The sequence below is a fragment of the Halomonas sp. DQ26W genome (assembly GCF_003339685.1).
Classification (GTDB): domain Bacteria; phylum Pseudomonadota; class Gammaproteobacteria; order Pseudomonadales; family Halomonadaceae; genus Halomonas.
In genome coordinates this window covers 89,998-116,629 of record NZ_QPKI01000009.1, presented here as the reverse complement: position 1 = coordinate 116,629, position 26,632 = coordinate 89,998, and the positions used below count along the sequence as shown (strand labels likewise).

The following is a 26,632-nucleotide window of genomic DNA, read 5'->3' as shown; positions in this document are numbered from 1 at the left end:
GATAGCGCACGGGGGTGCTCAAGCCGACCAGGTGGGACGGGAAGGCGATGGGCACCTGCCAGCGGACGCTCTCCTGGGCGTTGGCGGTGCTTGCCAGGGTGGCACTTGCCAGCACAGCGGCGGATGCGACACCGAGTGTGACGGGGCGGATGCGGGTGGCGAGAGTCGGAATGAACGGCATGAAGGCTCCTGGTACGTTATTTTCAGTGCAGCTCTGTCGGTGCAGCGTAGTCAGTGCAGCAGCTGCTAAAACGACGTTGTTGGTCTGCGTTGGTTTTCTTGTGATCGCCGCAGCATGCGGCTTTATTGGCGCCACATCAGGTGGCGCTTGCTAACTTAACAGCACATTCCATGCCAACTATTAAAACGCGTTCTAAAACAGATGCCTGTCGATTTTTTCGCGGGAGTGGGAGTGCAGAGTGTCCGTATGTACGGACAACTATAGACTTTGGCCGCAGCGTATTGTGTCTGTTTTCTGGTCAGGTGTCCGGTTTACTGGACAGCTTGGCGAGCTTTTCGTAGAGCACCGAGCGTGGTATGCCCAACAGGCGGGCCGCTCGGGATTTGTTGCCGCGGCACGCATCCAGAGCGTTCTGCAGTGCGGTACGCTCGGCTTCGGCCACCACCTCGGCCAGGGCCCGGATGGGGGCGACCGTCGTGCGTGTGTGGTCCTCGCGAGGCTGATAGGGAAGGGCCGCCAGGAGTTCCGGCGCGTCGATCACGCGGCACGCTTCGTTGAGTGCCAGTGTCTGTTCCAGGGTATTGCGCAGCTCACGGATATTGCCCGGCCAGTCATGCTGATGCAGCAAGGCCACAGCCTCGGCGGTGATCTCGGCGCGGCGCTCGCCGCTCTCCATGGCCAGCTTGCCGAGGATCGTCTCACAGAGGATGCCCAGGTCTGCCAGGCGCTCGCGCAGCGGAGGCACGCGAATGCGCAGCACGTTGAGCCGATAATAGAGGTCGGAGCGAAAGCTGCCTTCTGCCACCATCGCTTCCAGGTCACAGCTGGTGGCGGCGATCACCCGGACATCCACTGGCTTGATCTCGTTGGAGCCGAGTGGCTCCACTTCCCCTTCCTGAAGGGCCCGCAGCAGCTTGGCCTGTAGGGCCAGCGGCATGTCGCCCACTTCATCGAGGAACAGGGTGCCGCCATGGGCCAGCTGGAACTTGCCCTGACGGGGGCGCCGATCAGCCCCGGTAAAGGCCCCTGGGACGACGCCGAAGAATTCTGCCTCCAGCAGGTTCTCGGGCACGGCGGCCACATTGACGGCCACGAACGGTGAGTCGCCGCGGGGCGAGGCAACATGGATGGCCTGGGCCAGCACCTCCTTGCCAGTCCCCGTCTCGCCCAGAAGCAGCACCGGCGTAGCGCGGGCGGCGGCCAGCCGGGCACGACGCTTGATCTCGAGCACCGCTGGGCTGGCGCCGATGAAGTCACCCATGTCGTAGCGGGCGCCGCGTTTGGCCAGGGCACGTCGGGCCGCAGCCAGGTCGTTCTGCAGGCGCCGATACTTGCCGATCAGCGGAGTCAGGGGCTCGAGATCGTCGAAGACGATAAAGGCCACGCCACCGCTGACCTTGCCGCTCTCCCGGTCGTGAAGTGGCAGGCGCATCACCACCAGTTGGTGGTCCTGAAACTCCATGATATCGAGCAGGATAGGCCGGCCGTTGCGAATCACCTCGGGCATGCGCGTATGGGGAACGACCTCGGAGACCGGTCGGCCGATGGCGCTAGCGGGATCCTCGATGCCCAGCAGGCGACAGTAGCTGTCATTGATCCAGGTGAGTCGAGCATCGGCGTCTACCGAAATGGCCCCGGTGCTGGCATGCTCGAAGAGAGGAAAAAGCGGCCTGATCGCCTCGAGCGTCAGCCCCCCACTCAGAGAGCCGGGTAAGCTGGCCTTGGTGTCGCTGCCGCTAGGCTTGCCCCGAGGCATATCCGCAGACTCCAATATGGCCGCCCTCCCGGGCGGCGGTTTCGGGCCGCTGATCAGAGCACGGCGGTTTCGGGCCGCTGGTCAGAGCGCGGCGTTTTCGGGCCGCTGATCAGAGCGCGGCGATTTTGTCGCGCTGTTCGACCAGCAGGCGGCGGGCGGCCTGGAAGTCGGCCAGTTTGCCGCGCTCCTTCTCGACCACGGCATCGGGTGCCTTGGCGACGAAGCTCTCGTTTCCAAGCTTCTTCTCGATGCCATCGATCAGCTTGTCCTGCTTGTCGATCTCCTTGCCCAGGCGCGCCAGCTCCGCATCCTTGTCGATAAGCTCGGCCATGGGCACCAGTACCTCCATTTCGCCTACCAGTTGGGTGGCAGACAGGGGCGCCTGTTCGTGGTCGTACAGCCAGTCGACGCTCGCCAACTTGGCCAGCTTAGGCAGGAACCGGCGGTTGGCCTCCAGACGCGCCGGGTCGTCCGGGCCGCCTTTGGTCAGTAGGACCTCCAGCGGCTTGCCCGGGGCGATGTTCATCTCGGCGCGGATATTGCGTACTGCCACGATCACGCCCTTGAGCCACTCGATATCGCGGGTCGCCTGCTCGTCAATCTTGTCGTTCTCCGGCTGAGGCCAGGGCTGATTCATGATCGAATCGCTGCCGTCGCTTCTGGCCTTGCCGGCCAGCGGTGCGACACGCTGCCAGATCTCCTCGGAGATGTAGGGCATCATCGGGTGAGCCAGGCGCAGGATCGCCTCCAGCACGCGCACCAGAGTGCGTCGTGTGCCGCGTTTGGCGGAGGCCGAGGCGTTGTCGTCCCACAGCACCGGCTTGGAGAGCTCCAGGTACCAGTCACAGTACTCGTTCCAGACGAATTCATAGAGTGCTTGCGACGCGTGGTCGAAGCGGAACTCCTCCATCGCCTTGGTCACCTGGGCCTCGGTCTGCTGCAGGCGCGAGACGATCCAGCGATCGGCCAGCGACAGCTCGACGTCGCCGCCCTGACCTTCGAGAGAGGCGCCGCAATCTTCGCCCTCGGCGTTCATCAGTACGTAGCGCGTGGCGTTCCACAGCTTGTTGCAGAAGTTGCGGTAGCCGTCCAGGCGGCCCATGTCGAATTTGATGTCGCGGCCGGTGGTGGCCTGGGAGAGGAAGGTGAAGCGCAGCGCGTCGGTGCCGTGGGGCTCGATACCCTCGGGGAATTCGTCGCGGGTGGCCTTGGCGATCGCCTTGGCCTTCTGAGGCTGCATCAGGCTGCCGGTGCGTTTGTCCAGCAACTCGTCGAGGGTAATACCGTCGATTAGGTCGATGGGGTCGAGCACGTTGCCTTTGGACTTGGACATCTTCTGGCCCTGGCCGTCGCGCACCAGGCCGTGAACGTAGACCTGTTTGAACGGCACCTCGCCGGTGAATTTCAGGGTCAGCATGATCATCCGCGCGACCCAGAAAAAGATGATGTCGAAGCCGGTGACCAGCACGCTGGAGGGGTGGAAGGTCGCGAGCTCCGGGGTCTTCTCCGGCCAGCCCAGGGTGCCGAAGGTCCACAGACCCGAGCTGAACCAGGTGTCGAGCACGTCCTCGTCCTGGGTCAGCGCCACGTCGGCGGCCAGGCCGTGCTTGTCGCGGGCCTCGGCCTCGGTGCGGGCGACATAGACGTTGCCTTCCCTGTCGTACCAGGCGGGAATGCGGTGGCCCCACCACAGTTGGCGAGAGATACACCAGTCCTGCAAGTCGCGCATCCACGAGAAGTACATGTTCTCGTAGTTCTTGGGCACGAGCTGGATGTCGCCATTCTCCACCGCCTCGATGGCCGGCTTGGCCAGGCTCTCCACGGCAACGAACCACTGGTCCGTGAGCAGCGGCTCGATGACGTCGCCACTGCGGTCGCCATAGGGCAGGGTGTTGTTCACCGTCTCGACCTGCTCCAGCAGGCCGGCGGCCTCCATGTCGGCGACGATTTGCTTGCGTGCCTCGAAGCGGTCGAGCCCGGCGTAGGCCTGGGGCAGGCTGGGGTCGATGTCGGGCAGCGGACGGCCCTGGATATCGAAGGCTTCGGCCTGGGGCAGGATCGCCGCGTCCTGGGTGAAGACGTTGATCAGCGGCAGGCCCTGGCGGCGGCCCACCTCGTAGTCGTTGAAGTCGTGGGCCGGGGTGATCTTCACGCAGCCCGAGCCCTTCTCCATGTCGGCGTGTTCGTCGGCGACGATGGGGATGCGGCGGCCGACCAGGGGCAGTTCGATGAACTTGCCCACCAGCGAGGCGTAGCGCGGGTCCTCGGGATTGACCGCTACACCGGTGTCGCCCAGCATCGTCTCGGGACGGGTGGTGGCGACGACCAGGTAGCCCAGGCCCGCGTCGGTGGTGACGCCGTCGGCCAACGGATAGCGGAAGTGCCAGAAGCTGCCCTGCTGGTCGCGGTTCTCCACCTCGAGGTCGGAGATCGCGGTGTGCAGGGTCGGGTCCCAGTTGACCAGGCGCTTGCCGCGGTAGATCAGGTCCTCTTCATAGAGGCGCACGAAGACTTCCTGCACCGCCTTGTAGAAGCCGTCATCCATGGTGAAGCGCTCGCGGCTCCAGTCGACGCTGGCGCCCATGCGGCGCAGCTGGCGGGTGATGTGCCCGCCGGACTCGTGCTTCCACTCCCACACTTTTTCGATGAAGGCGTCACGGCCGAGGTCATGGCGCGTCTTGCCCTCTTCGGCGGCGACCTTGCGCTCCACCAGCATCTGCGTGGCGATGCCTGCGTGGTCGGTGCCCACCTGCCACAGGGTGTTGTTGCCCTGCATGCGCCGCCAGCGGATCAGGGTGTCCATGATGGTGTCCTGGAACGCGTGGCCCATGTGCAGGCTGCCGGTGACGTTGGGCGGCGGGATCATGATCGAGTAGGGTTCGCCCTCGCCCGAGGGGGCGAAGCGGCCGTCGGCCTCCCAGCGCTCGTACCAGCGGGATTCGATCTGCTCGGGTTGGTAGGTCTTGTCCATGGGGCGTTCCGGGTCCAGAAATGATCGCCGCCGGTCGAGGCGCCGGGCGGCAGGAAGTCGTCGTAGAGCGTTCGAAAAATGGGCTCGATTATAGCGCGATGAGGCACTTGGCGTCAGCCAGCCCTGCCTACTGAACTTCGCGGACCGGGGCTGATCCGGCGGCAGGCCTGCGAGGAGGCGCTGTGAACCCATCCCTGGGCGCTACATTCGCCATCCATGGCGAATGACCTCCTCTCCGGCCTGCCCCCGGCGCCCCTCACCTAGGCGGCGCAATGGGCAAGCGCAGCCAGTTTTCGTAACAGTCTTAGCCGCGAAGCTGATGCGCCTTGACTGGATACCCGCGCTGCTTGTAGGTCTGCCAGCACTCCCGCTTGGCGGTGAGCACCTGCTGGTGCTGGTTGATGATCTCGGCGACCCGCTCGAAGCGCGAGAACCACTCGGGGATGCCGGGGTCGAGGTTGAGCATCGCCATGGATGTATCGGGAACCGGTTCGGGGGGATGCTCCCAGCCGATGGTCACCGCCACGCTGTCAGCCATGTCGCTGCCGAGAAGGGCATGGGGCAGGTAGGCGTCGGGGCGGAAGGTCCATAGCCTGTCGTCGAGGTCGCGGGCCATGGCCTCGTCCTCGGCATGCAGGTGCAGCCGGAAGCCCTTGCCGGCGATGGTCTCGGCCAGGCGGCAGGCGAAGTCGAGGCGTGCCTCGAAGGTGGTGTCGGGGAGAATATAGAAATCTACTTGGGTCATCTGGGATCTGCCTGGGGGCTTTCCCGCAGGGCAGGCCTGCGCGGAGGCGCTGTGAATACTTCCCTGTACGCTACCGACGCCATCCCTGGCGTAGGACCTCCGCTACGGCCCGCCCTCCGGCGCCCCCGTCACGGTGGCGAGGGCCGCGGTCCGGGTGGACGTCAGTATGTCCACCACTGAATTTCTGATATCACACCAGGCGGGTTAGCCACCCATGCGTGTCTTCGGCGCGACCGTACTGCAGGTCGAGCAGCTTGGTGCGCAGGCGCTTGGCGATGGGGTTGTCGCTGCCGGCGGCCAGCCGGATACGGCCCTCTTCGGTGACCAGTTCGCCCACCGGGGTGATCACCGCGGCGGTGCCGCAGGCGAAGACCTCGGTGATTTCACCGGAGGCGGCGCCCTCGCGCCACTCGTCGATGCTGATCGGCCGCTCCTCGGGGGAGAGCCCTTCGTCCCGGGCCAGGGTCAGCACCGAGTCGCGGGTCACGCCCTCGAGGATGGTATCGGTGAGGCGTGGGGTGGCGATGCGACCGTCCTTGAAGACGAAGAACAGGTTCATGCCGCCCAGCTCCTCGATCCACTTGTTTTCGCGGGCGTCGAGGAAGGCAACCTGGCCGCAGTCGTGGGCGCTGGCCTCCTTCTGGGCGGCCAGCGAGGCGGCATAGTTGCCGCCGCACTTGGCGAAGCCGGTACCGCCGGGGGCAGCACGATTGTAGTGGCTGGAGAGCCAGATGGAGACCGGCTCCACGCCACCCTTGAAGTAGGCCGCCGCCGGCGAGGCGATGACGTAGTAGTCGACCTCGTGGGCCGGGCGCACGCCGAGGAACTTCTCGCTGGCGATCATGAAGGGGCGCAAATAGAGGCTGCACTCGTCGGTTTCGCTGGCCGGCGTGGGCACCCAGTCGTGGTCCTGGGCCAGCAGTGCCTTGAGGGAGCCGTTGAAGTCCTCGTCGGAGAGTTCCGGCAGGGCCAGGCGACGGGCACTGCGGCGGAAGCGCTCGGCGTTTTTGTCCTGTCGGAAGGTCCAGATGGAGCCGTCGGCATGGCGGTAGGCCTTGATGCCCTCGAATATCTCCTGGCCGTAGTGAAGCACGGCAGCGGCCGGGTCCAGGGTCAGCGGGCCGTAGGGGCGCACTTCGCGACCGTGCCAGCCGGCATCGAGGGTCCAGCGCACGTGAGCCATATGATCGGAGAAGTAACGACCGAAGCCGGGGTTCTTGAGGATGTCTTCACGGATCGGTGTCGCCGTGGGAGTGGCGTTGGGTCGTAGGTCAAAGCTTGCAGTGGGCACGGCAAAGGGTCTCCGCAGTCCCTGAGACAGCCATCCGACTGCACTCAAGGGGCGATACAGGAACATCGAGCCGGTGTGAGCCGGCTCGATGCGTTGTCAATGGTTCAGATGTAAAGGTTGCCGAGCGCGATGGCAACCCTCTTGGCTCAATTGTCGCCAATCTCGACGCGAGCATCCGCTTCCCGGTCAAGCAGGTATTGGGTCAGCAGGCCCACCGGGCGGCCGCTGGCCCCCTTCTGCTTGCCCGAGGTCCAGGCGGTGCCGGCGATGTCGAGGTGCGCCCAGGGGAACTTGTCGGCAAAGCGCGAGAGGAAGCAGGCGGCGGTGATGGTGCCGGCCGGGCGGCCGCCGATGTTGGCCAGGTCGGCGAAGTTGGAGTCGAGCTGCTCAAGGTACTCCTCCCACAATGGCATGTGCCAGGCGCGGTCCCAGGCGGCTTCCCCGGCATCCAGCAGGTCCAGCGCCAGGTCGTCGTCGTTGGAGAGCAGTCCCGTGGCATGGTGGCCAAGGGCGATGATGGCCGCCCCGGTGAGGGTGGCGATGTCGATCACGCTGGCAGGCTCGAAGCGCTCAGCGTAGGTCAGGGCGTCGCACAGTACCAGCCGGCCCTCGGCGTCGGTGTTGAGTACCTCGACCGACAGGCCCTTGAGGGTCGTGATGATGTCGCCGGGCTTGGTGGCCCGGCCATCGGGCATGTTCTCGGCGGCAGCGACGATGAAGACCAGATTGAGCTTGGGCTTGATCGCAAGGACAGCCTTGGCGGTGCCGAATACGCTGGCCGCGCCACACATGTCGAACTTCATCTCGTCCATGGACTCGCCGGGCTTGAGCGAGATACCGCCGGTGTCGAAGGTGATGCCCTTGCCCACCAGTACGTGGGGCGCTTCTTCTGAGTCTTCTGCGCCCTGATACGACATTACGATCAGTCGCGTGGGCTCCTCACTGCCGCGGCCTACGGAGAGCAGGCTGTTGGCACCCAGCGCTTCCAGCGCCGCTTCGTCGAGGATCTCGACCGTGAGCGCGGCGCCCGAACCCTTGCCCAGTACCTCGGCCTGTTCGGCCAGGTAGCGTGGCGTGCAGACGTTACCCGGCAGGTTGCCCAGGGTGCGGGTCAGGGCGACACCCTGGCCGACGGCATCACCGATACGTGCGCCTTCCCGGGCGGCTGCGGCGTTGCCCCCTTCACTGACCAGCAGCGTGACACGGGCCAGCCTGGGGACCGGTGTCGGCTGCGACTTAAATTCGTTGAAGCGGTAGACGGCCCGGTGGGCGGACTCGGCGACCATGCGCGCCTTCCAGTCGCAGGCTCGGTCGGGAACCGGGACATCGGTGAACGCCACCGCGACGTCCTCCACCGGCAGGCCGGCCAGGGCGGTGAAGGCGGCGTCCAGCGCCTTGATGAAGGCTCGCTCGTGGCACTTGGCCTGCTCGCCCAGACCAACCAGCATCAGGCGGTCGGCGCCCAGGCCGGGGGCAAACGGCACCAGCTGAACGCTGCCTGCCTTGGCATCGAAGTCTCCGCGCTCGATCAGCTGTCCGATCAGCCGCTCACTGGCATCGTCGAGTTTGGCGGCGGTGGGCAACAGGTCGCCCTCCTTGAACACCGGTACCACGAGGCAGGCCGTTTCGGCCTTGGCGGGATTAGCCGTCTGAACTGGGAATTCCATTGTGACTCCACAAGACAAGCGAAGGGGGATTCTGGATAATGCCGGCACGGCTCCAGGCCATTGCCGAGTCACCCCAGTGTACTCAAGGCATGGCGCCATTGCATGGAAGACGGCTGCATGATCATTTTTCGTTACCTGACCCGCGAGATTCTCCTGACGATGGCCGCCGTTGCCGGCGTCCTTCTGCTGGTCATCATGGGTAGCCGCTTCATCCGCTATTTTGCCGATGCAGCGGAGGGAAACATTCCCGCCAGCATTCTCGGTAACCTGATGCTGTATCACCTGCCGGGGTTTCTCGAGCTGATTCTGCCGCTGGCATTTTTTCTCGGCATCCTGCTCGCTTATGGCCAGCTTTATCTGAACAGTGAGATCACCGTGCTGGTTGCCTGCGGCACCAGTCCCGCGCGACTCCTGCACGTCAGCCTGATACCGGCCACCCTGGTGGCGATTCTGGTGGGGCTATGCAGCCTATGGTTGACTCCCGCCGGGGCGCTGCACAATGCCGTGATGCTGGAGGATCAGCGCAGTCGGCTGGACTTCACCGCCCTGGCCCCGGGCCGCTTCCAGGATTTCGGCGGTGGACGTACCGCCTATACCGAGTCCTTCAGCAGTGATGGCAGCCGCATGCAGGAGGTTTTTATCAGCGAGCGTCAGCGCAGGCGGGACGGCACCCCCGAGAGTGCCGTGACACGGGCGACAAGTGGTTACCAGACCGTGGACGCAGAGACCGGCAGCCGGTTCCTGGTGCTGGCTGACGGCGAGCGCTACAGCGTCGACCCAGGGCGATTCGAGGCCGAACGGCTCGAGTTTGCCACCTATGCCGTGCGGCTTGCGCTGGGTGGCGACCGGCGTGCGCTGGAGTCGCCGGATTACGCCTCCACGAAAGAGCTGCTGAGTGATGACACCAGCCAGGCGAGGGCGCAGCTGCAGTGGCGGCTCTCCCTGCCAATCATGGTCTTCATCCTGACCTTGATGGCGATGCCGCTGTCCCGGGTCAATCCGCGACAGGGGCGCTTCGCCAAGCTTTTGCCGGCCATTTTCCTGCATGTCTGCTATCTGAGCCTGCTGCTGGCGGCATTGGATGCCATCGGGCGCGGTTCCTTGCCTGCTGCGATAGGTATGTGGCCCATTCACGCCGCCTTCTTGGTGCTCGGTCTGGGCATGATGGTGCGTGCCCAGAAGAAGGGAATGCGCTGATGGTGACGGATCGTCTCGATCGCTATATCGCCCGCAATGTGCTTGGCGCCATTCTTGTGGTACAGGTGCTGTTGCTGGGTCTTGACCTGGTGATTTCCTACATCAACGACCTGGACGACGTGGAAGGTGACTTTGGTGCCTTCCAGGTGCTGCTTTACCTGATCATGCGGCTGCCCTGGCGCTTCTATCAGTATGCCCCGGTGGGGGTGCTGATCGGTGCCCTGGTTGGTCTGGGCAGCATGGCATCGAGCAACGAACTGACGGTGATGCGGGCCGCGGGCCGCTCACTCACCCGGATACTCTGGGGTGTCATGAAGCCGATTATCCTGGTGGTGGTGGCGGTACTGATCGTGGCCGAGTATGTCAGCCCGCGCACCGAGCAGTTCGCCAGCGCCTGGCGACTGGAACAGATGCAGGGTGAAGGCGCGGTGGTGATGCAGCGCGGCGGCTGGCAGCGCGAGGGCGACAGCGTCTATCGCTTCGGCGCCATACGCGCCGACGATACCGTTGTCGACCTGACCCGCTACCGTTTCGAGGGCCATGAGCTGCGCGAGGCCACCGTGGCCGAGCGTGCCGTCTGGCGTGACGGTAACTGGGTACTCGAGGGCGTGGCCACGACGCGTTTCGATGAGGGGCGTACCGCGGCCGAACACCTAGCCGAGCAGGGGTGGGAGACCAGCTTGACGCCAGCTCAGCTCAACCGTCTGCTGCGCCCCATCAACAGCCAGGCGCCCAGTGAGCTCTGGGCCTATGCCCGTTTCCTGCATGACCAGGGGCTGCAGGCTACTCAGCCACTGCTCTATTTTTGGCAGAAGATGCTGATGCCGCTGACCATGGCGTCGCTGGTGCTGGTGGCAGCCTCCTTTGTCTTCGGCCCGCTGCGTACCGTGGCGGCCGGCACACGGGTTTTCTACGGCGTGGTGACCGGGCTCTGCTTCAAGTATCTGCAGGATCTGCTGGCACCTGCGTCCACGGTATTCGGCTTTTCACCGATATGGGCTGTGCTGGCGCCAACCCTGATCAGTGCGGCCCTGGGGTTCTATTTCCTGCGACGAACAGGCTAGGAGTCTATGCAACGACGTTTCGATCAGCTCGACGAAGTATGGCCGGCCGGTCTGGGCAAGCGAATGGGTGCGATGGTGTACGACGCGCTGCTGGTGCTGGCTATCTGGATCGGCATCACCACTGTCCACGTGGCCTGGGTGAGGCTTGTGCTGGAGTTGCCGCCTGAAACGGTAGGGGCCGGCCTCGCCCAGGTGCTCTCGCTGCGCCTTGCCCTGGCACTCAGCGCCTACGTCTTCTTCGCCTTTTCCTGGACCCGTGGCGGCATGACCTTGGGGATGCAGGCCTGGCGATTGCGCGTACAGACCGACGACGGGTGCTCGATCACCTGGACCCAGAGCCTGGTGCGCTACCTGGTGGGGTGGGTGTCGTTGGCGGCTCTTGGCCTTGGCTACTGGTGGATTCTCTTCGATGGGCAAAAGCGCAGCTGGTCCGATATCGCCTCCGGCACCCGGGTGGTGGTGGTGCCCAAAGCCCGCCGGTGACATCACGAGGGCAGGTGGCCGGAAACAATGACGTCGATCAAAAAATGTCCGATCGTCACTTGCGATAGTCTATGCGAATCATTTACATTAACCTTGTAGGCTATGACGAGGTGATGGCAAATGTACGTATGTCTGTGCAAAGGCGTATCCGACCACAAGATTCGCTCGGCCGTCGAGGACGGAGCACGTAGCTGGCGCGAAGTGCAGGGCGAGACCGGCTGTGCTACCCAGTGCGGCAAGTGTGCTTGCCTGGCCAAGACCATCACACGTGATGCCATCAGGTCGGAAATGCAGGCATCGGCAGCCGGCCTGGCATATGCCGTATAGCCTTCTCCTCTGGGGCTGACGCGGCGGGCTGTGCCGGCTCCAGTCCCGATGCCAATCTCTATCATTCTTGTTGGCTTTTGTCCAAGCTCTTGTCGTGGTTGGACTTTTTTGTCAGTGTAGCCAATACTGATCTATCCCCCGACACCCGACGAGAATGGAGAAGCGCAATGAAAGGCGATGCCAAGGTCATCGAACATCTAAACACCGCACTCGGCAACGAGATGGTCGCGATCAATCAGTACTTCCTGCATGCCAAGATGTACAAGGACTGGGGTCTCAAGGCGTTGGCCAAGTGGGAGTACGACGAGTCCATCGAGGAGATGCAGCATGCCGACAGGTTGATCGAGCGTATTCTTTTCCTGGAAGGCATTCCCAACTTGCAGGATCTAGGCAAGCTGCATATCGGTGAGAACGTGCGCGAGATGCTCGAATGCGATCTCAAGATCGAGCACGAAGGACGTAACGACTATATCGAAGCAATCACCTATTGTGAGCAGATCAAGGACTACGTGAGCCGCGATCTCTTCCGCGACATCCTTGCCGATGAGGAAGACCACATTGACCACATCGAGACAGAGCTCGGCCTGATCGACAAGGTCGGTATCGAGAACTACATGCTCAAGCAGATGCAGGAAGCGGGCGACGAGTAAGGCCTGCCGCAGGGCTGCGTTCTCTTATTCCCTACCCTCACCGATCTCTTCCCTAACGACACTATCCTAACGACACCGGTGCGCTGTGCCGGTGTCGACGTTTTCCTTTTCTTGCTCGCTCCGGGAAACCGGCGTCAATGTTCTACGCTGGTGCATGTAGGCGTGCCAGTCGTCGCGCACTGTACCCGTACGTTGCCCTGGCCGCCTTGCCCTGCTTTATATGGGTGCGCACGCCACGCTTGATTACCTGTGTGTGTGGAGTTGGCAAGAAAGCTGCATATAATAATCGTAACCAGAACCTGCGAGGGCAGCCTTGATGAGTCGTTACCTTTTACCTTCCACCGGCCTGCTGGTCGGCGCACTCGGTCTTTCATTGGTCGGGACATCGCTCGTCCAGGCCGACGAGACCCGCATTCGTTTCCAGCTAGATTGGCGTTTCGAGGGTCCTTCGGCCCCCTTCCTGATGGCCGTGGAGCGCGGCTACTTCGCCGAGGAGGGGCTCAGGGTCGAGGTGGATTCCGGCAGTGGCTCTGCCGGCGCCATCAATCGTGTCGCCTCCGGGGCATACGAAATGGGCTTCGGTGACCTCAATGCCCTGGTGGAGTTTCTCGCCGAGAATCCCGATGGGCCTGGCATCCAGGGGGTCTATGTGGTGTATGACGGTAGCCCCGCCTCGGTCTTCGCGCGCAAAGATCGCGATATCGAGTCGCCCGCGGACCTTGCCGGCAAGTCCATCGCCGCACCGGCCTTCGATACCGGCTACCGGGCCTGGGGCATCTTTGCCGCGGCCAACGACCTCGACGCCGACGACGTCGAGTGGCAGAACGTCGACCCGACCCTGCGCGAGACTCTGCTGGTACGCGGTGACGTGGACGCGATCACCGGCTTCTACTTCACCAGCCTGCTCAACCTGGAAGGGCGAGGGATGAGTGAAGAGGCGCTCACCATCATGCCGTTTCCCGACTATGGCGTGCCGCTCTATGGCAATGCCATCATCGCCAGCCAGGCTTTCTCCGAGGAGCACCCCAAAGCCGTCGAGGGCTTCCTTCGCGCCTTCAACCGTGCCCTCGAGGAGACCCTGGCCGACCCGGATGGTGCCATCGAGTATGTCTACAACCGTGACTCGCTGATCGACAGGGAGATGGAGATCCGGCGACTCAAGCTTGCCATCGGCAGCGTGATCGACACCGAGGACGCTCGCGCCAATGGCGCCGGGGCGGTGGACGAGGAGCGATTGCGCAACGCCATTCAGCTGGTGGCCGATGCCTATGAGCTACCGTCGGTGCCCGAACCCGAGCGGGTCTTCACCTCTCGTTTCCTGCCGCCTCAGAATGAGCGGATGATCTTTCCTGGCCGGGCGGAGTAGCGGCATGCTGGAAACATCCCAGGACCTGTCCGCCGACGGGGCTGTGGAGCCGGGGCGTGGTGGAGCCGCCGACACGCCCTTCGTTGCCTTTGACGAGGTGAGCCTGGCCTACGACGATTCGGGCAACGCCATCGAAGACATCACGCTTTCCATCGATGAGGGCGAGTTCGTTGCCTTCGTCGGCCCCAGTGGCTGTGGCAAGTCGACGTTCATGAAGCTGTGCACCGGCCTGCATGGCCCAACCGCAGGCCAGGTGAGGGTCGATGGAAAGCCGGTCGGTGGCCCGCTGAAGATATCAGGCATGGCGTTCCAGAATGCCAACTTGCTGCCCTGGCGGACCACGTTGGATAACGTCCTGCTGCCGCTGGAGATCGTCAAGCCTTACCGCTCGCAGTTTCGCAAGCGCCGGGCCGAGTTCGTCGGTTGGGCCCGTGAACTGTTGCGCACCGTGGGTCTCGAGGGCTACGAGGACCAGTTTCCCTGGCAGCTCTCCGGCGGTATGCAGCAGCGGGCGTCTATCTGCCGGGCGCTGATCCATCGCCCGCGGCTGCTGATGCTTGATGAACCCTTCGCTGCCCTGGATGCTTTTACCCGCGAGGAGCTTTGGTGCGTGCTGCGCGACCTGTGGGAGTTCCAGCGTTTCACTGTGGTGCTGGTGACTCATGACCTGCGCGAGGCGGCCTTCCTGGCCGACACCGTGTATGTCATGAGCCGGCGCCCGGGGCGCATCATCGAACGGCGCACCATTGACCTGCCGCGGCCGCGTGAACTGGCGATCACCTACGAGGAGCCGTTCACCGGCCTGGTGCAGAGCCTGCGCAAGCAGATCGGCGAGATTCGCGGGACCTGATCGAGGACGTGACATGCAACTGAGTGAAAAGAGCCGCCAGCGGATCGCGCCCTGGGCAGCGGTGGCGATCCTGGTGGTGATCTGGGAAGCCACGGTGCGTCTGCTCGACGTGCCGGAGTTCATTTTTCCCGGGGCCTGGGCCACGGCGCAGGCGCTGGTGACCTACGCCGGTCCCATCGGTATGCACTCCTGGCAGACCTTCTGGACCACCATGGTCGGCTTTGGCATCGGCGTGGCGGTCGGCCTGCTGCTGGGCTTCATCATCGGTTCGTCGAAATTTCTCTACCATGCCTGCTACCCGCTGCTGGTGGGGTTCAACGCAATTCCCAAGGTCGCCTTCGTGCCGATCCTGGTGGTGTGGTTCGGCATCGGCTCGGTGCCAGCGATCCTTACCGCCTTCCTGATCTGCTTCTTCCCTATCGTGGTCAACGTGGCCACCGGGCTTGCGACCCTGGAGCCGGAAATGGAGGACGTACTGCGGGTACTTGGGGCCAAGCGTCTCGACGTGCTGCTCAAGGTGGGGCTGCCGCGCTCGCTGCCCTACTTCTTCGCCTCGTTGAAGGTGGCTATCACCCTGGCCTTCGTCGGCACCGTGGTGTCGGAAACGGTGGCCTCCAACCAGGGTATCGGTTACCTGATGATGAGTGCCGGCTCGCAGATGCGCATGGCGCTGGTATTCGCCGGACTGATCGTGATCAGCGCCATGGCGATGGTGATGTATGAGCTGTTTGCCGTGCTGGAGAAGCGGATGACGGGGTGGGCACATCGGGGGCAGCGCTAGAACGCCTTCTCCAGGTCGAAGCGCGGCACCGTTTGGCCCTGTACTTCGACGGTTTCGGTGAACATGGCGATTGGCCGTACCCACAATCCGTACTCGCCGTAGAGGGCGCGATAGACCACCAGGGCGTCTTCGCTCTCGCTGTGGTGGGCGACGCCCAGCACCTCGTAGCGGTTGCCCTTGTAGTGGCTGTAGATGCCGGGAACGGGATAGGGGCGTGTCATCGTAGACTCCATGCTGTGAGGCGGGGTTGGAGGGTCACTTGCCGGGGGCGGCGGCGAGCCTGGCCAATCTGGCCAGCACCCGCGAGACGGCAACGAAACCGAAGCTGCCGGTGACGAAGGTGGCTGCACCGAAGCCCGAGGCGCAGTCTAGCCGTGTCGGCTCGCCGGTCCCCGGTTTCTGGAAGCACACCTCGCCATCGTTGCCCGGATAGACCAGTTGTTCTTCAGAATAGACGCACTCCACCGAGAAGCGGCGCTTGGGGTTTCGCGAGAAGCCGAAATCACGGCGCAAGCGTGCACGAACCTTGGCCAGCAGCGGGTCGTGCTCCGTACGGCTGAGGTCCGCTATGCGGATGCGTGTCGGGTCGGTCTGGCCCCCGGCGGCACCGGTCACCGTGATCGGTAGCTTGCGGCGCTTGCACCAGGCGATCAGAGCGGCCTTGGCCAGCACGCTGTCGATGGCGTCCACCACGTGGTCGGCGTCCTGGGGTATGCGCTCGGCCAGGTTGGTGGGGGTGACGAAGGCGGTATCCGCCACCACCTCGATGCCCGGCTGGATCGCCCGGCAGCGCTCGGCCAGGACCTCCACCTTGGGTCGGCCGATGGTTCCGTCCAGGGCGTGGAGCTGGCGATTGACGTTGGAGACGCAGACATCGTCCAGGTCGATCAGCGTGAGCTTGCCGATTCCCGAGCGGGCCAGCGCCTCCACCGCCCAGCTGCCCACGCCGCCGACACCCACCACCACCACATGGGCGGTGCGGAAGCGCTCGGCGGCACGGGCGCCATAGAGCCGACGGATACCGCCGAAACGAAGGTCGTGGTCATGCTGGGTGGCAGGGTCGCCGTGGCTCGAGAATGGGGCTGTCATGATCGCTGGTCCGGGCTCCCGTCAGGCGGTGGGTTCGGGCTGTGAAGCGCTACAGCTGGCGCGGTTTGCCGGCAGGTGACCGCTCCAGCCGAAGCGTTCGAACAGGGCCGACATGGGGTCGTCCAGGGCGCAGCTCAAGGTCAGCCGATACGCCTCGAGCGGATGGTCGAAGGCCAGACCCACGGCGGCCAGCAGCAGCCGCGGACACGCCAGCTGTTCCTTGAAGAAGCGGTTGTGGGTGCCCTTGCCGTGCTTGGCATCGCCGATGATGGGATAGCCCCGCTGTGACAGGTGGCGGCGTATCTGATGGCGGCGCCCGGTCACGGGGCACGCCTGCATCAGCGAATAACGGCTCTGGGGGTAGCGGTCCACCTGCACCGGCAGCTCGACGCTATCGAGTCGCTTCACCTCGGTCATCGCCTCCATGGCGGGCATTTCCGCCTTGGGGCGGCTGCCGTCCTCCTCGCGCAGGGGGTAATCGAGCCGGTCGTGCTCGGGGCCGACACCGCGAACCACTGCCAGGTAGCGCTTGGCGACCCGGCGCTCGCTAAAGGCGTCCGCAAGCTTGGTTGCCGCGGCTGCCGACAGAGCGAAGACCATTGCCCCCGAGGTGGGGCGGTCCAGGCGGTGCACCGGATAGACTCGCTGGCCGAGCTGGTCGCGTAGACGCTGCAGCAGGAATTCGCGCTCACCCCGAGCCAGGGCCGTGCGGTGCACCAGCAGCCCGGCCGGCTTGTGCACGGCGACCAGATGCTCGTCCCGATGGAGAATCGTCAACGCTTCCGACATGTCAGCCTGGCTCGTGGAACGGGGGCGCCATTGTCGCCGCCATGCGAGGCGTTGTCACCTCATGCACTGTCCTGCCGCCTCGACCACCTGGCTGCCGGGCATGTCGTCATTCGCCGTACTGGCAGTTGCCCCGCTGAAGGATGCCATGGGCAATGCGCTCGATGCCCTGGCGGTAGGCGGCCTGGCGGTAGGAGATTCCCTCCTTCTCGGCTCGCTCCAGTACCAGGCGGCCCTGGCTTTCGATCTGTTCGGCCAGGCGCTGGTTGACGGTCTCCTCCGTCCAGCGCTCGCCGGTACGGTTCTGTACCCACTCGTAGTAGCTGACAATGACGCCGCCGGTATTGACCAGCACGTCCGGCAGGACCGGTACGTCGCGCTCGATGAGCGCTGCCTCGGCCTTGCTGGTAACGGGGCCATTGGCGATCTCGAGCAGGGCCTTCGCCTTTACTTGCTCCACATTGTCGCTGTGAACCTGATCTTCGAGCGCGGCGAGCACCAGGACGTCGACATCCAGGGTCAACAGGTCGTCGCGGTCGAGATGCTCGACATCCTCTGCGATGCAGACCGAATCATCGCAGTAGACGAGGTCATGCAGCCGCTGGTTCTGTGTTTTCTGCTGCATGATCGGTTCCGGGTCCAGACCTTCGTTGCTGTAGATGGCCCCACCCGAATCGGAAAGGGCGACGATGCGATAGCCGCGTTCGTAGGCCAGCCGGGCAAAGTGATAGGCGGCATTGCCGAAGCCCTGAATGGCCAGCGTCGTATCTTCCGGCTTGCGCTGCCCACGCTTGGCCCACTGGTCCAGCACATGCAGGGCGCCGCGCCCGGTGGCCGCCACCCGGCCATGGGAGCCGCCCAGCGACGGGGGCTTGCCGGTTATGGCAGCAGGCTCCTTGCCGCGCACGATATGGTTGTATTCGTCGGCCATCCAGCCCATCACCGTGGCGTTGGTATTGACGTCGGGTGCAGGGATGTCGCGGCGTGGGCCCATCACATCGGCAATGGCACGAATGTAGCCCCGGGCGAGCCGCTCCAGTTCGAGGCGGGAGAGCTGCTTGGGGTCGACCTTGACACCGCCCTTGCCGCCGCCATAAGGCAGGTCGACGACGGCACATTTCACCGCCATCCAGAAGCTCAAGGTGGTGACCTCGAGCTGATCGACGTCGGGATGGAACCGAATGCCACCCTTGGCCGGGCCCAGGGTGGTGTCGTATTGCACTCGCCAGCCGGGAAAGACGCGCAGCCGGCCATCGTCCATACGCACCGGTACACTTACCTTTAGCGACAGGCTTGGCTGCATCAAGCGTTGGATGACGTCATCGTGTACGTCGAGTGCATTGAAGACGTCGTCCAGACGCGAGCGGGCATCGGCGAAGAGATTGGCATGATCCATTTGCCGTGACATTGTGATCCTCCATTGCCGTAAGCGGTTAATGCTCGATAGATAAAAGCGTAGCAGCCATTCCTCCTCGCCATGGGTGGGCCAGGAATGGGTACGAAAAACTTCAGTCGATTACAGGATGAAGCACTATCTTGGGCAAACAGGACGTCAAGGATCGACAAGGGAGGGAAGCCGTGAGCCCGCTGATGCGAAAAGCACTTTTCTGGTGTGGCAGCTATATGCTGCTGGCGATGATTCCACTGATTGTGGCATTGATAGTACGACCTGAGGAGAGCCGGGCGCTGGGTGCCGTTTTCGGCGCTTTCCTGGGGTTGCTGGCACTCGGCGTGCTGGCCATGCAGGTCGTGATATCGGGGCGCCATCGCTGGTTCGCCGAGTCGCTGGGCTTCGACAATATCCTGCAGTTTCACCGGCAGACGGGCATCTGTGCCCTGCTGCTGGTGCTGGCTCATCCTATCCTCATGATCACCACGCGACCCGAATGGATCGAGTTTCTCGACCCGCGTGACGAGACGCTCAGGGCGGTAACGCTGATCCTGCTGCTGGCAGCGACGCTGCTGCTGGTGGCGAGCTCGCTGTGGCGGACCCGTTTCGGCCTCGCCTACGAATGGTGGCGGGCGCTACATGGCATGCTGTCGCTTTTCATCGTTTCCGCTGGCCTCGGCCATGCGCTGATGGTGCAGAACTACACGGCTGGGATGGCGACTTCGCTGGCGCTGATCGGGATCATCGCCGTGCCGCTGCTGCTGTTACTGGATTCGCGGCTGTTCCGGGTCTGGCGCAACCGCAAGCGCCCCTGGCGTGTGGTCGACAACCATCAGGAACGGGGTGATGCCGCCACGTTGACCCTGAAGGCCGAGGGCGACCATCGCCTTGTCTTTGCACCGGGACAGTTTTTCTGGATCACCCTGGGCAAGACGCCGTTCTCGCTTCAGCAGCATCCGTTCTCGATGGTGTCATCGGCTGCCGATAGCGACAGGGTTGCCTTCACCGCCAAGCGACTCGGTGATTTCACCGATACCCTGCCCGACGTCGAACCGGGTGCCCGGGCCTACATCGAAGGCCCCTATGGCGCCTTCGTGCCGGATGCCGACGATGATGCAGGAGCGGTGATGATTGCCGGGGGCATTGGTATCACACCGATAATGAGCATTCTTCGCACTTGGAGGGACTGGGGTAAGAAAGCGCCACTCTGGCTGCTGTATGCCAACGATACCTGGGACGAAGCCACCTTTCGCGACGAGTTGGCCGAACTCGAGGAGATCCTGCCTCTCGAGGTCATCTATGTGATCAGCGACCCGAAGCCGGAGTGGCAAGGCGAGAGCGGCATGATCGACGAGGCGCTGGTGAGGCGTCGGCTGCCTGCCGACGATGGACGGCGCGAGTACTTCATCTGCGGCCCCGGACCGTTGATGAATGCCGCCGAAAAGGCGCTACTGCACATTGGCGTCGCGCCCACCCGTATCTATTCCGATCGATTCGATATCGTCTAGGCTTTGTACGAAAACTGCCTGCGCTCGGCCATGCGGCGTTAAAAATCGACTCAAAATGCTCATTTACACCCCGTAAACTCCGCTTTTTCGCCGATTTTTGCCTTGCCTGACCTTCGCTCGGCGACTTTTCGTACATAGCCTAAGGAGCCACCATGCTGCACCTCTACGCTCACCACGCCGGCACGTTCATCGCCATGCTGCTGGTGATAATCGCCTTTCTGGCCGCACGCCTGGTCGCTGGTTAGGTGCCATGGGCCACCGATGGCCCCGCCACAGGCGGTCGCCATCGGGGCCTGCCATGGCCGGTCGGGGCCACCGTCTTGGCAGTGGGCGACTACTCGGCGCTCAGGCTCAGCACATAGGTGCCGCTGTCGCCGCCGTTGAAGGAGCGCGCGATGGCGCGGTATTCGCCGGGCTCCAGGTGCGCCTCGATACGGGCATCGAGGTTGTTGCCGCCATCGTCATCGTTCAAGAATAGTCCTTCTCCCTCCAGCTCCAGGAAGGCGTCCAGCTCGCTGGACATCATGTCCAGGCGGTAGGTGCCGGCTTCTTCCAGTTGAAACGTATAGGCATCCCGGGCTCCCGCTTCCAGCCAGGCTTCGATGGGTTGGCCGATTGCCAGCTGACCATCGTCGGGGAGTTCGTCCAGTTCCACTGCGGAAGCCTTGAGTTCGAACAGGCCGCTGCCGCTGAAGCTGTGGCTGCGGGCGGTAACGGTGTAGCCTCCCGGCCCCAGGTTGTAGCGGATACGTGCATTGAGTCCTTCACCGCCGTCGTCGTCGCTGGTGAAGACGTCCTCGCCGCGTAGCTCGAGGAAGGCATCGAAGTCGTCGGAGAGCATGTCGATGGTGACGAGGGCGGGAGACTCGAGGGTCAGCTGGTATTCCAGCGCCTCGCCGTTGAGCCAGCCATGCAGCGGATCGTCGATCGCCAGCTCGCCGCTGTTGCGCAGGGCGGCGCCGTGGGTGAGTTCATGAAGCTCGACGGTGAGGGTGTAGAGGCCGCTCTCCTGGCCATGGGCGGTGCGAGCGGTGAGCTGGTATTCGCCTGGCTCGAGGAAATCGGCGATGCGTGCGTCCAGGTTGCCGGCGCTGTCGTCATCCTCGCGGTGGTAGCCATGAGCCCCTTCCAGGGCCAGGTAGGCGTCCACTTCGCTGGAGCGCATCTCGATCTGGTAAAGCCCGCTCTCTTCCACCGTCAGGGTGTAATGATCCGGCCCGTCCTGCAGCCAGCCGTCGGCACGTGACGGTACGCTCAGGGTGTCGCTGGTGGTGAGTTCCATGCTGCGGCTGGTAACGCTGAAGGGCCCATAGCTGTGCAGGTCGTTGCCACTCACGATCAGGGTGTAATCACCGCTTTCGTCGATGCGGCGGCGCAGCGCCGGTGTCTGGGCCGGGTCGAGGTAGTCAGTAGGGGCGTAGGTGGATGCCAGCAGCTGCTCTTCATCGTCATACAGCGACAGGGCGCCCTGCAGGGGACCGCCGAGCTCGATTTCGACCAGCGCTCCCTCTTCGAGCGGCAGGGTGAACCGGGTGAAACGGCTGCCATCCTTGCCGTTGAGCTCACTCTGCGAGGTGATCTCACCACGCTGGTGTTCGCCCAGCTGGATGCGCTCAAAGGCGGTCATGACGCTAGCGTCATCCGCCGCCGTTTCGGTGGAAGTGGCGACCGCCGGCAGCTGCCAGCCGACGATCAAGCCGACGGCTGCGCCGCCCAGGGCGACCAGGAAAAGGGGAGTGGCACGGTTGGCCATGGAAGCTTCCTTGTTCGATGGCGAGCATCGGTGATAGGGGCGCCCGGCTATTTCGGGCAATGTTTACATTTCGTAACCATTATACGGGGCTTCTTCGTTGAGGGAAAGTGGGGAGCACTTGCCGCTTGAAGTGAGCCCCGTGACCCCCAACCTCTCCCTGAGCAAGCCAGGAAAGCCTCCGGCCAACGTTAAACCGACCGTTCTACCAACCAACAGGAGTCATCATGTCCTCAACCGTCTTGATCACCGGTGCCAATCGCGGCGTCGGCCTGGCACTGGCCCGGCACTATCATGGCGAGGGCTGGCAAGTGATCGGGGTCTGTCGCCAGACATCCGCCGAGCTGGACGCAGTGGCCAGCCGGGTGGTGGAAGGTATCGATGTGACCCGTGCCGCCGATATCGCCCGACTCGCCGAGGAGGTGAAGGATCAGCGGCTCGACCTGCTGATCAACAACGCCGGCCTGCTGCGCGACGAGTCCCTGGGCGAATTGAACTTCGACACCATCCGGGAACAGATGGAGATCAATGCCTACGCGCCGCTCGCCGTGGTCGAGGCGTTGCTCGACAACCTGGGGGAAGGCAGCAAGATCGCCAACATCACCAGCCGCATGGGTTCGATCGCCGACAACGATTCCGGTGGCCGTTATGGCTATCGCGCCTCCAAGGCGGCACTCAATGCCTTCGGCAAGTCGTTGGCTATGGACCTGGCACCACGCGGGATTTCGGTCATCCAGCTCCATCCCGGTTTCGTGAAGACCCGGATGGTAAACTTCGGCGGCCAGATTTCGCCGGAAGAAGCCACAGCCGGTATCGCGGCACGTATCGCGGCACTGACTCTGGAGACCACAGGCACCTTCTGGCACAGCAACGGCGAACCACTTCCCTGGTAAGGCGGGAAGGGGCGCCAAGCGGCGTCGCCGCGACTCGTCCCGGCGCAGGTATTGGCGGGGAGTGGCAGATTGTGTGTAGGCTAACGGTTTCCTTGGCCATGAAGCGCGCCCATGCTGCCATCTCCTACCGACCAGCCAGCCGTCGCTACCGAATGGGGCGAGGGTGTCGTGGTGCTGCTGGCCGCGACTTGGGTACAGGTGCTGTGTAGTGCTGGAATGCTGCTGGTACCGACCCTGGCACCGCAGATCGCCGCCGCTTTCGGCGTGCCGACCGGCTGGGTCGGGCTGCAGGTCAGCCTGCTCTACGGGGTGGCGATGCTCACCTCGCTGCAGTCGGCGATGTTCGCCCGGCGCCTGGGTGGCTGTCGGGCTAGCCAACTGGCCATAGCGCTGGTGATGGGGGGCTGCGCATTGGCCTTGATCGGCACGCCGCTGGCGCTGCTCGGCACCACCCTGATGCTGGGCCTTGCCTACGGCATCACCAGTCCGGCGGCGGCGGAGCTACTGTCCCGCTTCACGCCGCCCGAACGACGTAATCTCGTCTACTCCATCAAACAGACCGGCGTGCCCCTGGGCGGCGTGCTGGCAGGCTTGATGGCACCGCCGCTGGCGGCCTTATGGAACTGGCAGGCGGCTTTCCTGGTGGTGGGTGTGGCCTGCCTGGCTACGCTGCTGCTACTCCAGCCGCGGCGCTCCCGCTGGGATGCTAGCCGAGATGCCAACGTACGCATGCAGAGGGCCGGCAGCCTTGGCGTGCTGCGTCGCTCCCGTGCCATGCGCTGGCTGGGCGCCACCGGCTTCTGCCTCTCCGCGGCGCAGCTTTCGCTGCTCAGCTTCGCGGTGGCCTTCATGGTCGAGGAGCTATTGCTGAGTCTGGTCATGGCGGGGGCCGTAGTGTCGCTGGTGCATGTGTCCGGGGTATCGGGCCGCCTGGCCTGGGGCGTGCTGGCCGACCGCCTGGGGGGCAGCCTGCCAGTACTGTTCGGCCTAGCCGGCGTTATCGCCGTGATCTTCTTTCTGCTGGCCGTGCTCGGCACCGCGGTGCCTACCTGGCTGACGATCACCCTGATGGTGGTCGCCGGCGCCACGGCGGTGGGCTGGAACGGGGTCTATCTGGGCGAGGTGGCGCGGCGCTGCCAGCCCGGTGAGGTGGGTGAGGCCACGGCTGCCGTGCTGGTGCTTACCTACATGGGGGTACTGGTGGGCCCGGCGCTGTTCAGCCTGATCGTGTGGCTCAGCGGCAGCTACACCGTGGGTTTCCTGCTGCCCACGCTGACCGGTACACTAGCTGTCTTCTGCCTGTTGAACTGCGTACGCAGCGATGCGTCGCCACGCGCCGCCTGAGTCGCCCACCAGGCTGGTCTCGCTCACGGGGCGGCGTCATGCTTTCCGTCGCCGCCCTGACGCGCAATGCTGAAAGTGGCCGAGGCACCTCGTGTTGCTCCAGACCTACAGCGGGCGTTAAATGCCAGTGATAGCTAGATCCAGAGCTCCAACAATCTGATCTCTTAAGTGCGCGAGGGAGCCAGCGGGATTCTTGAGGTGCTTTTCTGACACTGAGGAAATTTGCGGAGTCAGCAGTAGCAACTCTTCGCCGTCGAACGCTATTTCCGGAGTAACACCCTGCATAGCTTGTCCGCCGAAGGCTGAGCGCTTGCCAAGTGGAATAACAAGGCGAGTTGCCAGGTCTGTCAGAAGGGGGCTTTGGATATTCACTAGGTATGGGTAGTGCGCCTTACTGGTTTTGCTTGGGTTGGGGTAAACGTGTTTTCGGGCGCACCTACGCTCTGCTCCACTGCGCCGAAGAATCGCGACAGTAGTGGTCGAAGTTGGTATGCCAACCGGCTACCACTGGAATGGAAAGCCGTCGGGCGGCCCGCCTCGCCTACCAGTAGGGCTTATGGCGACAAGGCTGACACTGAGCGATGACGGTCTGGCGACAGTGCCATGATGAAGACGTGACACCAGGCAAGCGTGGCCAGCGCCTGGGCCCTCTGAATCCCCGATGATTGCCGGCAGGATGACAAGGGACTACAGCGAGCCCCACCATGGTCGGCTCGCCTTGCAGCGCACAATTCGCCATGCTGTGCCTTCACGATGCCCGGAGTCCGTCATGAAGCATTCCCCCGCCTATCGTCTTGCTGCCACGATCCTGCACGGTTTCGACGAATACCGTTCACGTTTCAAGGAAATCACCGCGGATGCCAGTCGTCGCTTTCGTGATGCCGCATGGCGGGAGGCACAGCAGGCCTCGGCGGAACGCATCAATCTCTACGACGAGAAGGTTGAAGAAACCCTCGACAGGCTCAAGCGATCCTTCGCCGACGAGGATCTGACCCATTGCGAATGCTGGCGCGAAGGCAGGAATCATTACGCCGAACTGATCAGCCAGCGGCTCGACTACGAGCTGGCCGAAACCTATTTCAATTCGATGTTCTGCTCGATTTTCCATCACCGTCATATCCGTAACGACTGGATGTTCGTCTACAGCTCTCGGGATGCGGCGGCGCACCACTCCGGCATCGAGCGCTGTCGCCGTCTACCGGTAGACGGGAAATGGCAGAAAGCCATTCGCTGGGCATTGGCGGATGCTCCCTTCGAGACACCTTTCGATAACCTGCAGCGTGATTCCAGGCTGGCTGCCGAGTTCCTGCTTGGCCACCTGCCGCCTACCATTCTTGACGCGCCGGATACCGAAATCGAGTTGCTCAAGAGTGTCTTCTACCGCAACAAGGGTGCCTATCTGGTAGGGCGTATTCGAGGCGGCGGTGAGCAGGTGCCGCTGGTGTTGCCGGTGCTACATGATGAAGGGCAGGGGCTGCACCTGGATACGGTGCTCATCGAATCCGACGAAGTCTCGATCATCTTCTCCTTCACCCGCGCCTACTTCCAGGTGGAGGTTCAGGTGCCGGGCGAGTTCGTCGATTATCTGCAGGAATTGATGCCCGACAAGCCCGAAGGGGAGCTGTACGCCACGATCGGTTTCTTCAAGCATGGCAAGACGGAGTTCTTTCGCGCACTCAACCGGCAGGTAGCCAAGCGCGAGGACAAGTTCATCATCGCCCCCGGGGTGCGGGGCATGGTAATGGTGGTATTCGTGCTGCCGTCGTTTCGTACGGTCTTCAAGATCATCAAGGACCGTTTCGATCCTTCCAAGCGGATGAGCCGGGAGAACGTGCGCGAGAAGTACAGCCTGGTCAAGCGGCACGACAGGGTCGGGCGCATGGCCGATACCCAGGAGTTCTCTAACTTCATTGCCCGCAAGGATCACTTCGCGCCGGAGTGCCTCAAGGAGCTGCTCGAGGTGGCGCCATCCAATGTCCAGCTCAAGGGCGATAAGGTCATCATCAAGCACTGCTACACGGAGCGGATGATGACACCCCTCAACATCTACCTCGAGCAGTGCGATGAAGCCGAAATACGGGCGGTACTCAAGGATTATGGTAATGCCATCAAGCAGATGGCGGCTGCTAATATCTTCCCTGGTGACATGCTGCTCAAGAATTTCGGCGTCACTCGCCACGGCCGAGTGATCTTCTACGACTATGACGAGGTCAGCTACCTCACCGAATGCAATTTTCGGCATATTCCGGAGGCGATGTATCCCGAGCAGGAGCTCTCCGACGAGCCCTGGTACTCGGTGGGGCCGAATGATATTTTCCCCGAGGAATTCGGCCCCTTCCTGTTTGCCGACATACGGCTGCGCAAGCTCTTCTATGAGCTGCACCCGGAGCTGCTCGACGCGGATTACTGGAAGGGATTGCAGCAGGCCATTCTCGATGGGCGGGTCATCGACGTCTATCCCTACCGCAACAAGCAGCGGTTCGCCGGCAGCGAGGAGACTGGTCTGGTCTACTGATGCGAGCCGCTTGCAGACTTGCCGTTTC

At 63.4% G+C, this 26,632-nt stretch carries 23 protein-coding genes and 1 pseudogene; 12 read left to right on the top strand and 12 right to left on the bottom strand.

Features of this window, described 5'->3' with window-relative positions; all coding sequences use genetic code 11:
• The 6 genes and pseudogenes from DU490_RS06965 to DU490_RS06940 all read right to left on the bottom strand — a co-directional run.
• Positions 1–181: pseudogene (locus DU490_RS06965) on the bottom strand (C4-dicarboxylate ABC transporter); the annotation flags it as partial.
• Positions 182–479: 298 nt separating this feature from the next.
• The gene (locus DU490_RS06960; RefSeq protein WP_114573598.1) at positions 480–1,937 is read right to left on the bottom strand and encodes a sigma-54-dependent Fis family transcriptional regulator; all 1,458 of its coding nucleotides are present in this window, start codon (positions 1,935–1,937) and stop codon (positions 480–482) included.
• A gap of 109 nt (positions 1,938–2,046) precedes the next feature.
• Positions 2,047–4,908, bottom strand: coding sequence for a valine--tRNA ligase (locus DU490_RS06955; RefSeq protein ID WP_114573597.1), 2,862 nt, complete (start codon positions 4,906–4,908; stop codon positions 2,047–2,049).
• Between the two features lie 304 nt (positions 4,909–5,212).
• Positions 5,213–5,653 (bottom strand): DNA polymerase III subunit chi, encoded by a 441-nt coding sequence (locus DU490_RS06950; RefSeq protein WP_114573596.1) that lies wholly within the window; start codon positions 5,651–5,653, stop codon positions 5,213–5,215.
• 190 nt (positions 5,654–5,843) lie between these two features.
• Positions 5,844–6,944: a branched-chain amino acid aminotransferase gene (locus DU490_RS06945; RefSeq protein WP_258801427.1), complete on the bottom strand. Its 1,101-nt coding sequence runs from the start codon at positions 6,942–6,944 to the stop codon at positions 5,844–5,846.
• A gap of 146 nt (positions 6,945–7,090) precedes the next feature.
• Entirely contained in the window at positions 7,091–8,611 is a 1,521-nt protein-coding gene (locus DU490_RS06940) for a leucyl aminopeptidase (protein WP_114573594.1), read from the bottom strand.
• 117 nt (positions 8,612–8,728) lie between these two features.
• Between DU490_RS06940 and lptF the strand changes: the two genes are divergently transcribed.
• The 8 genes from lptF (at position 8,729) to DU490_RS06900 (ending at position 15,329) form a co-directional block, all read left to right on the top strand.
• Positions 8,729–9,808, top strand: a complete 1,080-nt coding sequence (lptF, locus tag DU490_RS06935) for an LPS export ABC transporter permease LptF (protein WP_114573593.1) — start codon at positions 8,729–8,731, stop codon at positions 9,806–9,808.
• The gene (gene lptG / locus DU490_RS06930) at positions 9,808–10,872 is read left to right on the top strand and encodes an LPS export ABC transporter permease LptG (RefSeq protein WP_114573592.1); all 1,065 of its coding nucleotides are present in this window, start codon (positions 9,808–9,810) and stop codon (positions 10,870–10,872) included. Before lptF ends, lptG begins: the two co-directional genes overlap by 1 nt.
• A gap of 6 nt (positions 10,873–10,878) precedes the next feature.
• On the top strand, positions 10,879–11,355 hold the full coding sequence (locus DU490_RS06925) for an RDD family protein (RefSeq protein WP_114573591.1): 477 nt from the start codon (positions 10,879–10,881) through the stop codon (positions 11,353–11,355).
• 120 nt (positions 11,356–11,475) lie between these two features.
• The gene (locus DU490_RS06920) at positions 11,476–11,682 is read left to right on the top strand and encodes a (2Fe-2S)-binding protein (protein WP_114573590.1); all 207 of its coding nucleotides are present in this window, start codon (positions 11,476–11,478) and stop codon (positions 11,680–11,682) included.
• Between the two features lie 167 nt (positions 11,683–11,849).
• A complete protein-coding gene (gene bfr / locus DU490_RS06915; RefSeq protein ID WP_114573589.1) occupies positions 11,850–12,332 on the top strand; it encodes a bacterioferritin in 483 nt (160 codons plus the stop codon).
• 316 nt (positions 12,333–12,648) lie between these two features.
• On the top strand, positions 12,649–13,698 hold the full coding sequence (locus tag DU490_RS06910) for an ABC transporter substrate-binding protein (protein WP_114573588.1): 1,050 nt from the start codon (positions 12,649–12,651) through the stop codon (positions 13,696–13,698).
• 4 nt (positions 13,699–13,702) lie between these two features.
• Positions 13,703–14,548, top strand: coding sequence for an ABC transporter ATP-binding protein (locus tag DU490_RS06905; protein WP_258801424.1), 846 nt, complete (start codon positions 13,703–13,705; stop codon positions 14,546–14,548).
• A gap of 13 nt (positions 14,549–14,561) precedes the next feature.
• Positions 14,562–15,329, top strand: a complete 768-nt coding sequence (locus DU490_RS06900; protein ID WP_114480879.1) for an ABC transporter permease — start codon at positions 14,562–14,564, stop codon at positions 15,327–15,329.
• Here the strand turns inward: DU490_RS06900 and DU490_RS06895 are convergent.
• From DU490_RS06895 to DU490_RS06880, 4 genes are all read right to left on the bottom strand, one after another.
• Positions 15,326–15,550 carry a DUF1653 domain-containing protein gene (locus DU490_RS06895; protein ID WP_114573587.1) on the bottom strand — a complete coding sequence of 75 codons (225 nt, stop codon included), beginning with the start codon at positions 15,548–15,550 and terminating at the stop codon, positions 15,326–15,328. The two genes, DU490_RS06900 and DU490_RS06895, sit on opposite strands and share 4 nt — an antisense overlap.
• Positions 15,551–15,584: 34 nt before the next feature.
• Positions 15,585–16,418 (bottom strand): tRNA cyclic N6-threonylcarbamoyladenosine(37) synthase TcdA, encoded by an 834-nt coding sequence (gene tcdA / locus DU490_RS06890; RefSeq protein ID WP_114573586.1) that lies wholly within the window; start codon positions 16,416–16,418, stop codon positions 15,585–15,587.
• Between the two features lie 21 nt (positions 16,419–16,439).
• Positions 16,440–17,207, bottom strand: a complete 768-nt coding sequence (locus DU490_RS06885; RefSeq protein ID WP_114573585.1) for a pseudouridine synthase — start codon at positions 17,205–17,207, stop codon at positions 16,440–16,442.
• Positions 17,208–17,313: 106 nt separating this feature from the next.
• Positions 17,314–18,612: a Glu/Leu/Phe/Val dehydrogenase gene (locus DU490_RS06880; RefSeq protein ID WP_181869989.1), complete on the bottom strand. Its 1,299-nt coding sequence runs from the start codon at positions 18,610–18,612 to the stop codon at positions 17,314–17,316.
• 182 nt (positions 18,613–18,794) lie between these two features.
• Here DU490_RS06880 and DU490_RS06875 point away from each other — a divergent pair, with 182 nt between their 5' ends.
• Positions 18,795–20,102 carry a ferredoxin reductase family protein gene (locus DU490_RS06875; protein WP_258801419.1) on the top strand — a complete coding sequence of 436 codons (1,308 nt, stop codon included), beginning with the start codon at positions 18,795–18,797 and terminating at the stop codon, positions 20,100–20,102.
• Between the two features lie 334 nt (positions 20,103–20,436).
• On the opposite strand, the gene DU490_RS06870 is transcribed toward DU490_RS06875, so the two are convergent.
• Entirely contained in the window at positions 20,437–21,855 is a 1,419-nt protein-coding gene (locus DU490_RS06870) for a hypothetical protein (protein ID WP_114573584.1), read from the bottom strand.
• Positions 21,856–22,079: 224 nt separating this feature from the next.
• Here DU490_RS06870 and DU490_RS06865 point away from each other — a divergent pair, with 224 nt between their 5' ends.
• Positions 22,080–22,745, top strand: coding sequence for an SDR family oxidoreductase (locus DU490_RS06865; RefSeq protein WP_114573583.1), 666 nt, complete (start codon positions 22,080–22,082; stop codon positions 22,743–22,745).
• A gap of 111 nt (positions 22,746–22,856) precedes the next feature.
• Positions 22,857–24,089, top strand: a complete 1,233-nt coding sequence (locus DU490_RS06860) for an MFS transporter (protein WP_114573582.1) — start codon at positions 22,857–22,859, stop codon at positions 24,087–24,089.
• Positions 24,090–24,206: 117 nt separating this feature from the next.
• Here DU490_RS06860 and DU490_RS06855 read toward each other — a convergent pair whose 3' ends face one another.
• Positions 24,207–24,554, bottom strand: a complete 348-nt coding sequence (locus tag DU490_RS06855) for a CcdB family protein (RefSeq protein WP_114573581.1) — start codon at positions 24,552–24,554, stop codon at positions 24,207–24,209.
• A 304-nt stretch (positions 24,555–24,858) separates the two neighbouring features.
• Between DU490_RS06855 and aceK the strand changes: the two genes are divergently transcribed.
• A complete protein-coding gene (gene aceK / locus DU490_RS06850) occupies positions 24,859–26,604 on the top strand; it encodes a bifunctional isocitrate dehydrogenase kinase/phosphatase (RefSeq protein WP_114573580.1) in 1,746 nt (581 codons plus the stop codon).
• The last annotated feature ends 28 nt before the right edge of the window (positions 26,605–26,632 follow it).

What these genes read in the sequence shown, in the direction of transcription:
- DU490_RS06960 (WP_114573598.1), bottom strand. Translation starts at nt 1,937, where the DNA reads ATGCCTCGGGGCAAGCCTAGCGGCAGCGACACCAAGGCCAGCTTACCC.
- DU490_RS06955 (WP_114573597.1), bottom strand. Translation starts at nt 4,908, where the DNA reads ATGGACAAGACCTACCAACCCGAGCAGATCGAATCCCGCTGGTACGAG.
- DU490_RS06950 (WP_114573596.1), bottom strand. Translation starts at nt 5,653, where the DNA reads ATGACCCAAGTAGATTTCTATATTCTCCCCGACACCACCTTCGAGGCA.
- DU490_RS06940 (WP_114573594.1), bottom strand. Translation starts at nt 8,611, where the DNA reads ATGGAATTCCCAGTTCAGACGGCTAATCCCGCCAAGGCCGAAACGGCC.
- lptF (WP_114573593.1), top strand. Translation starts at nt 8,729, where the DNA reads ATGATCATTTTTCGTTACCTGACCCGCGAGATTCTCCTGACGATGGCC.
- lptG (WP_114573592.1), top strand. Translation starts at nt 9,808, where the DNA reads ATGGTGACGGATCGTCTCGATCGCTATATCGCCCGCAATGTGCTTGGC.
- DU490_RS06925 (WP_114573591.1), top strand. Translation starts at nt 10,879, where the DNA reads ATGCAACGACGTTTCGATCAGCTCGACGAAGTATGGCCGGCCGGTCTG.
- DU490_RS06920 (WP_114573590.1), top strand. Translation starts at nt 11,476, where the DNA reads ATGTACGTATGTCTGTGCAAAGGCGTATCCGACCACAAGATTCGCTCG.
- bfr (WP_114573589.1), top strand. Translation starts at nt 11,850, where the DNA reads ATGAAAGGCGATGCCAAGGTCATCGAACATCTAAACACCGCACTCGGC.
- DU490_RS06910 (WP_114573588.1), top strand. Translation starts at nt 12,649, where the DNA reads ATGAGTCGTTACCTTTTACCTTCCACCGGCCTGCTGGTCGGCGCACTC.
- DU490_RS06905 (WP_258801424.1), top strand. Translation starts at nt 13,703, where the DNA reads ATGCTGGAAACATCCCAGGACCTGTCCGCCGACGGGGCTGTGGAGCCG.
- DU490_RS06900 (WP_114480879.1), top strand. Translation starts at nt 14,562, where the DNA reads ATGCAACTGAGTGAAAAGAGCCGCCAGCGGATCGCGCCCTGGGCAGCG.
- DU490_RS06895 (WP_114573587.1), bottom strand. Translation starts at nt 15,550, where the DNA reads ATGACACGCCCCTATCCCGTTCCCGGCATCTACAGCCACTACAAGGGC.
- tcdA (WP_114573586.1), bottom strand. Translation starts at nt 16,418, where the DNA reads ATGACAGCCCCATTCTCGAGCCACGGCGACCCTGCCACCCAGCATGAC.
- DU490_RS06885 (WP_114573585.1), bottom strand. Translation starts at nt 17,207, where the DNA reads ATGTCGGAAGCGTTGACGATTCTCCATCGGGACGAGCATCTGGTCGCC.
- DU490_RS06880 (WP_181869989.1), bottom strand. Translation starts at nt 18,612, where the DNA reads ATGTCACGGCAAATGGATCATGCCAATCTCTTCGCCGATGCCCGCTCG.
- DU490_RS06875 (WP_258801419.1), top strand. Translation starts at nt 18,795, where the DNA reads ATGCGAAAAGCACTTTTCTGGTGTGGCAGCTATATGCTGCTGGCGATG.
- DU490_RS06870 (WP_114573584.1), bottom strand. Translation starts at nt 21,855, where the DNA reads ATGGCCAACCGTGCCACTCCCCTTTTCCTGGTCGCCCTGGGCGGCGCA.
- DU490_RS06865 (WP_114573583.1), top strand. Translation starts at nt 22,080, where the DNA reads ATGTCCTCAACCGTCTTGATCACCGGTGCCAATCGCGGCGTCGGCCTG.
- DU490_RS06860 (WP_114573582.1), top strand. Translation starts at nt 22,857, where the DNA reads ATGCTGCCATCTCCTACCGACCAGCCAGCCGTCGCTACCGAATGGGGC.
- aceK (WP_114573580.1), top strand. Translation starts at nt 24,859, where the DNA reads ATGAAGCATTCCCCCGCCTATCGTCTTGCTGCCACGATCCTGCACGGT.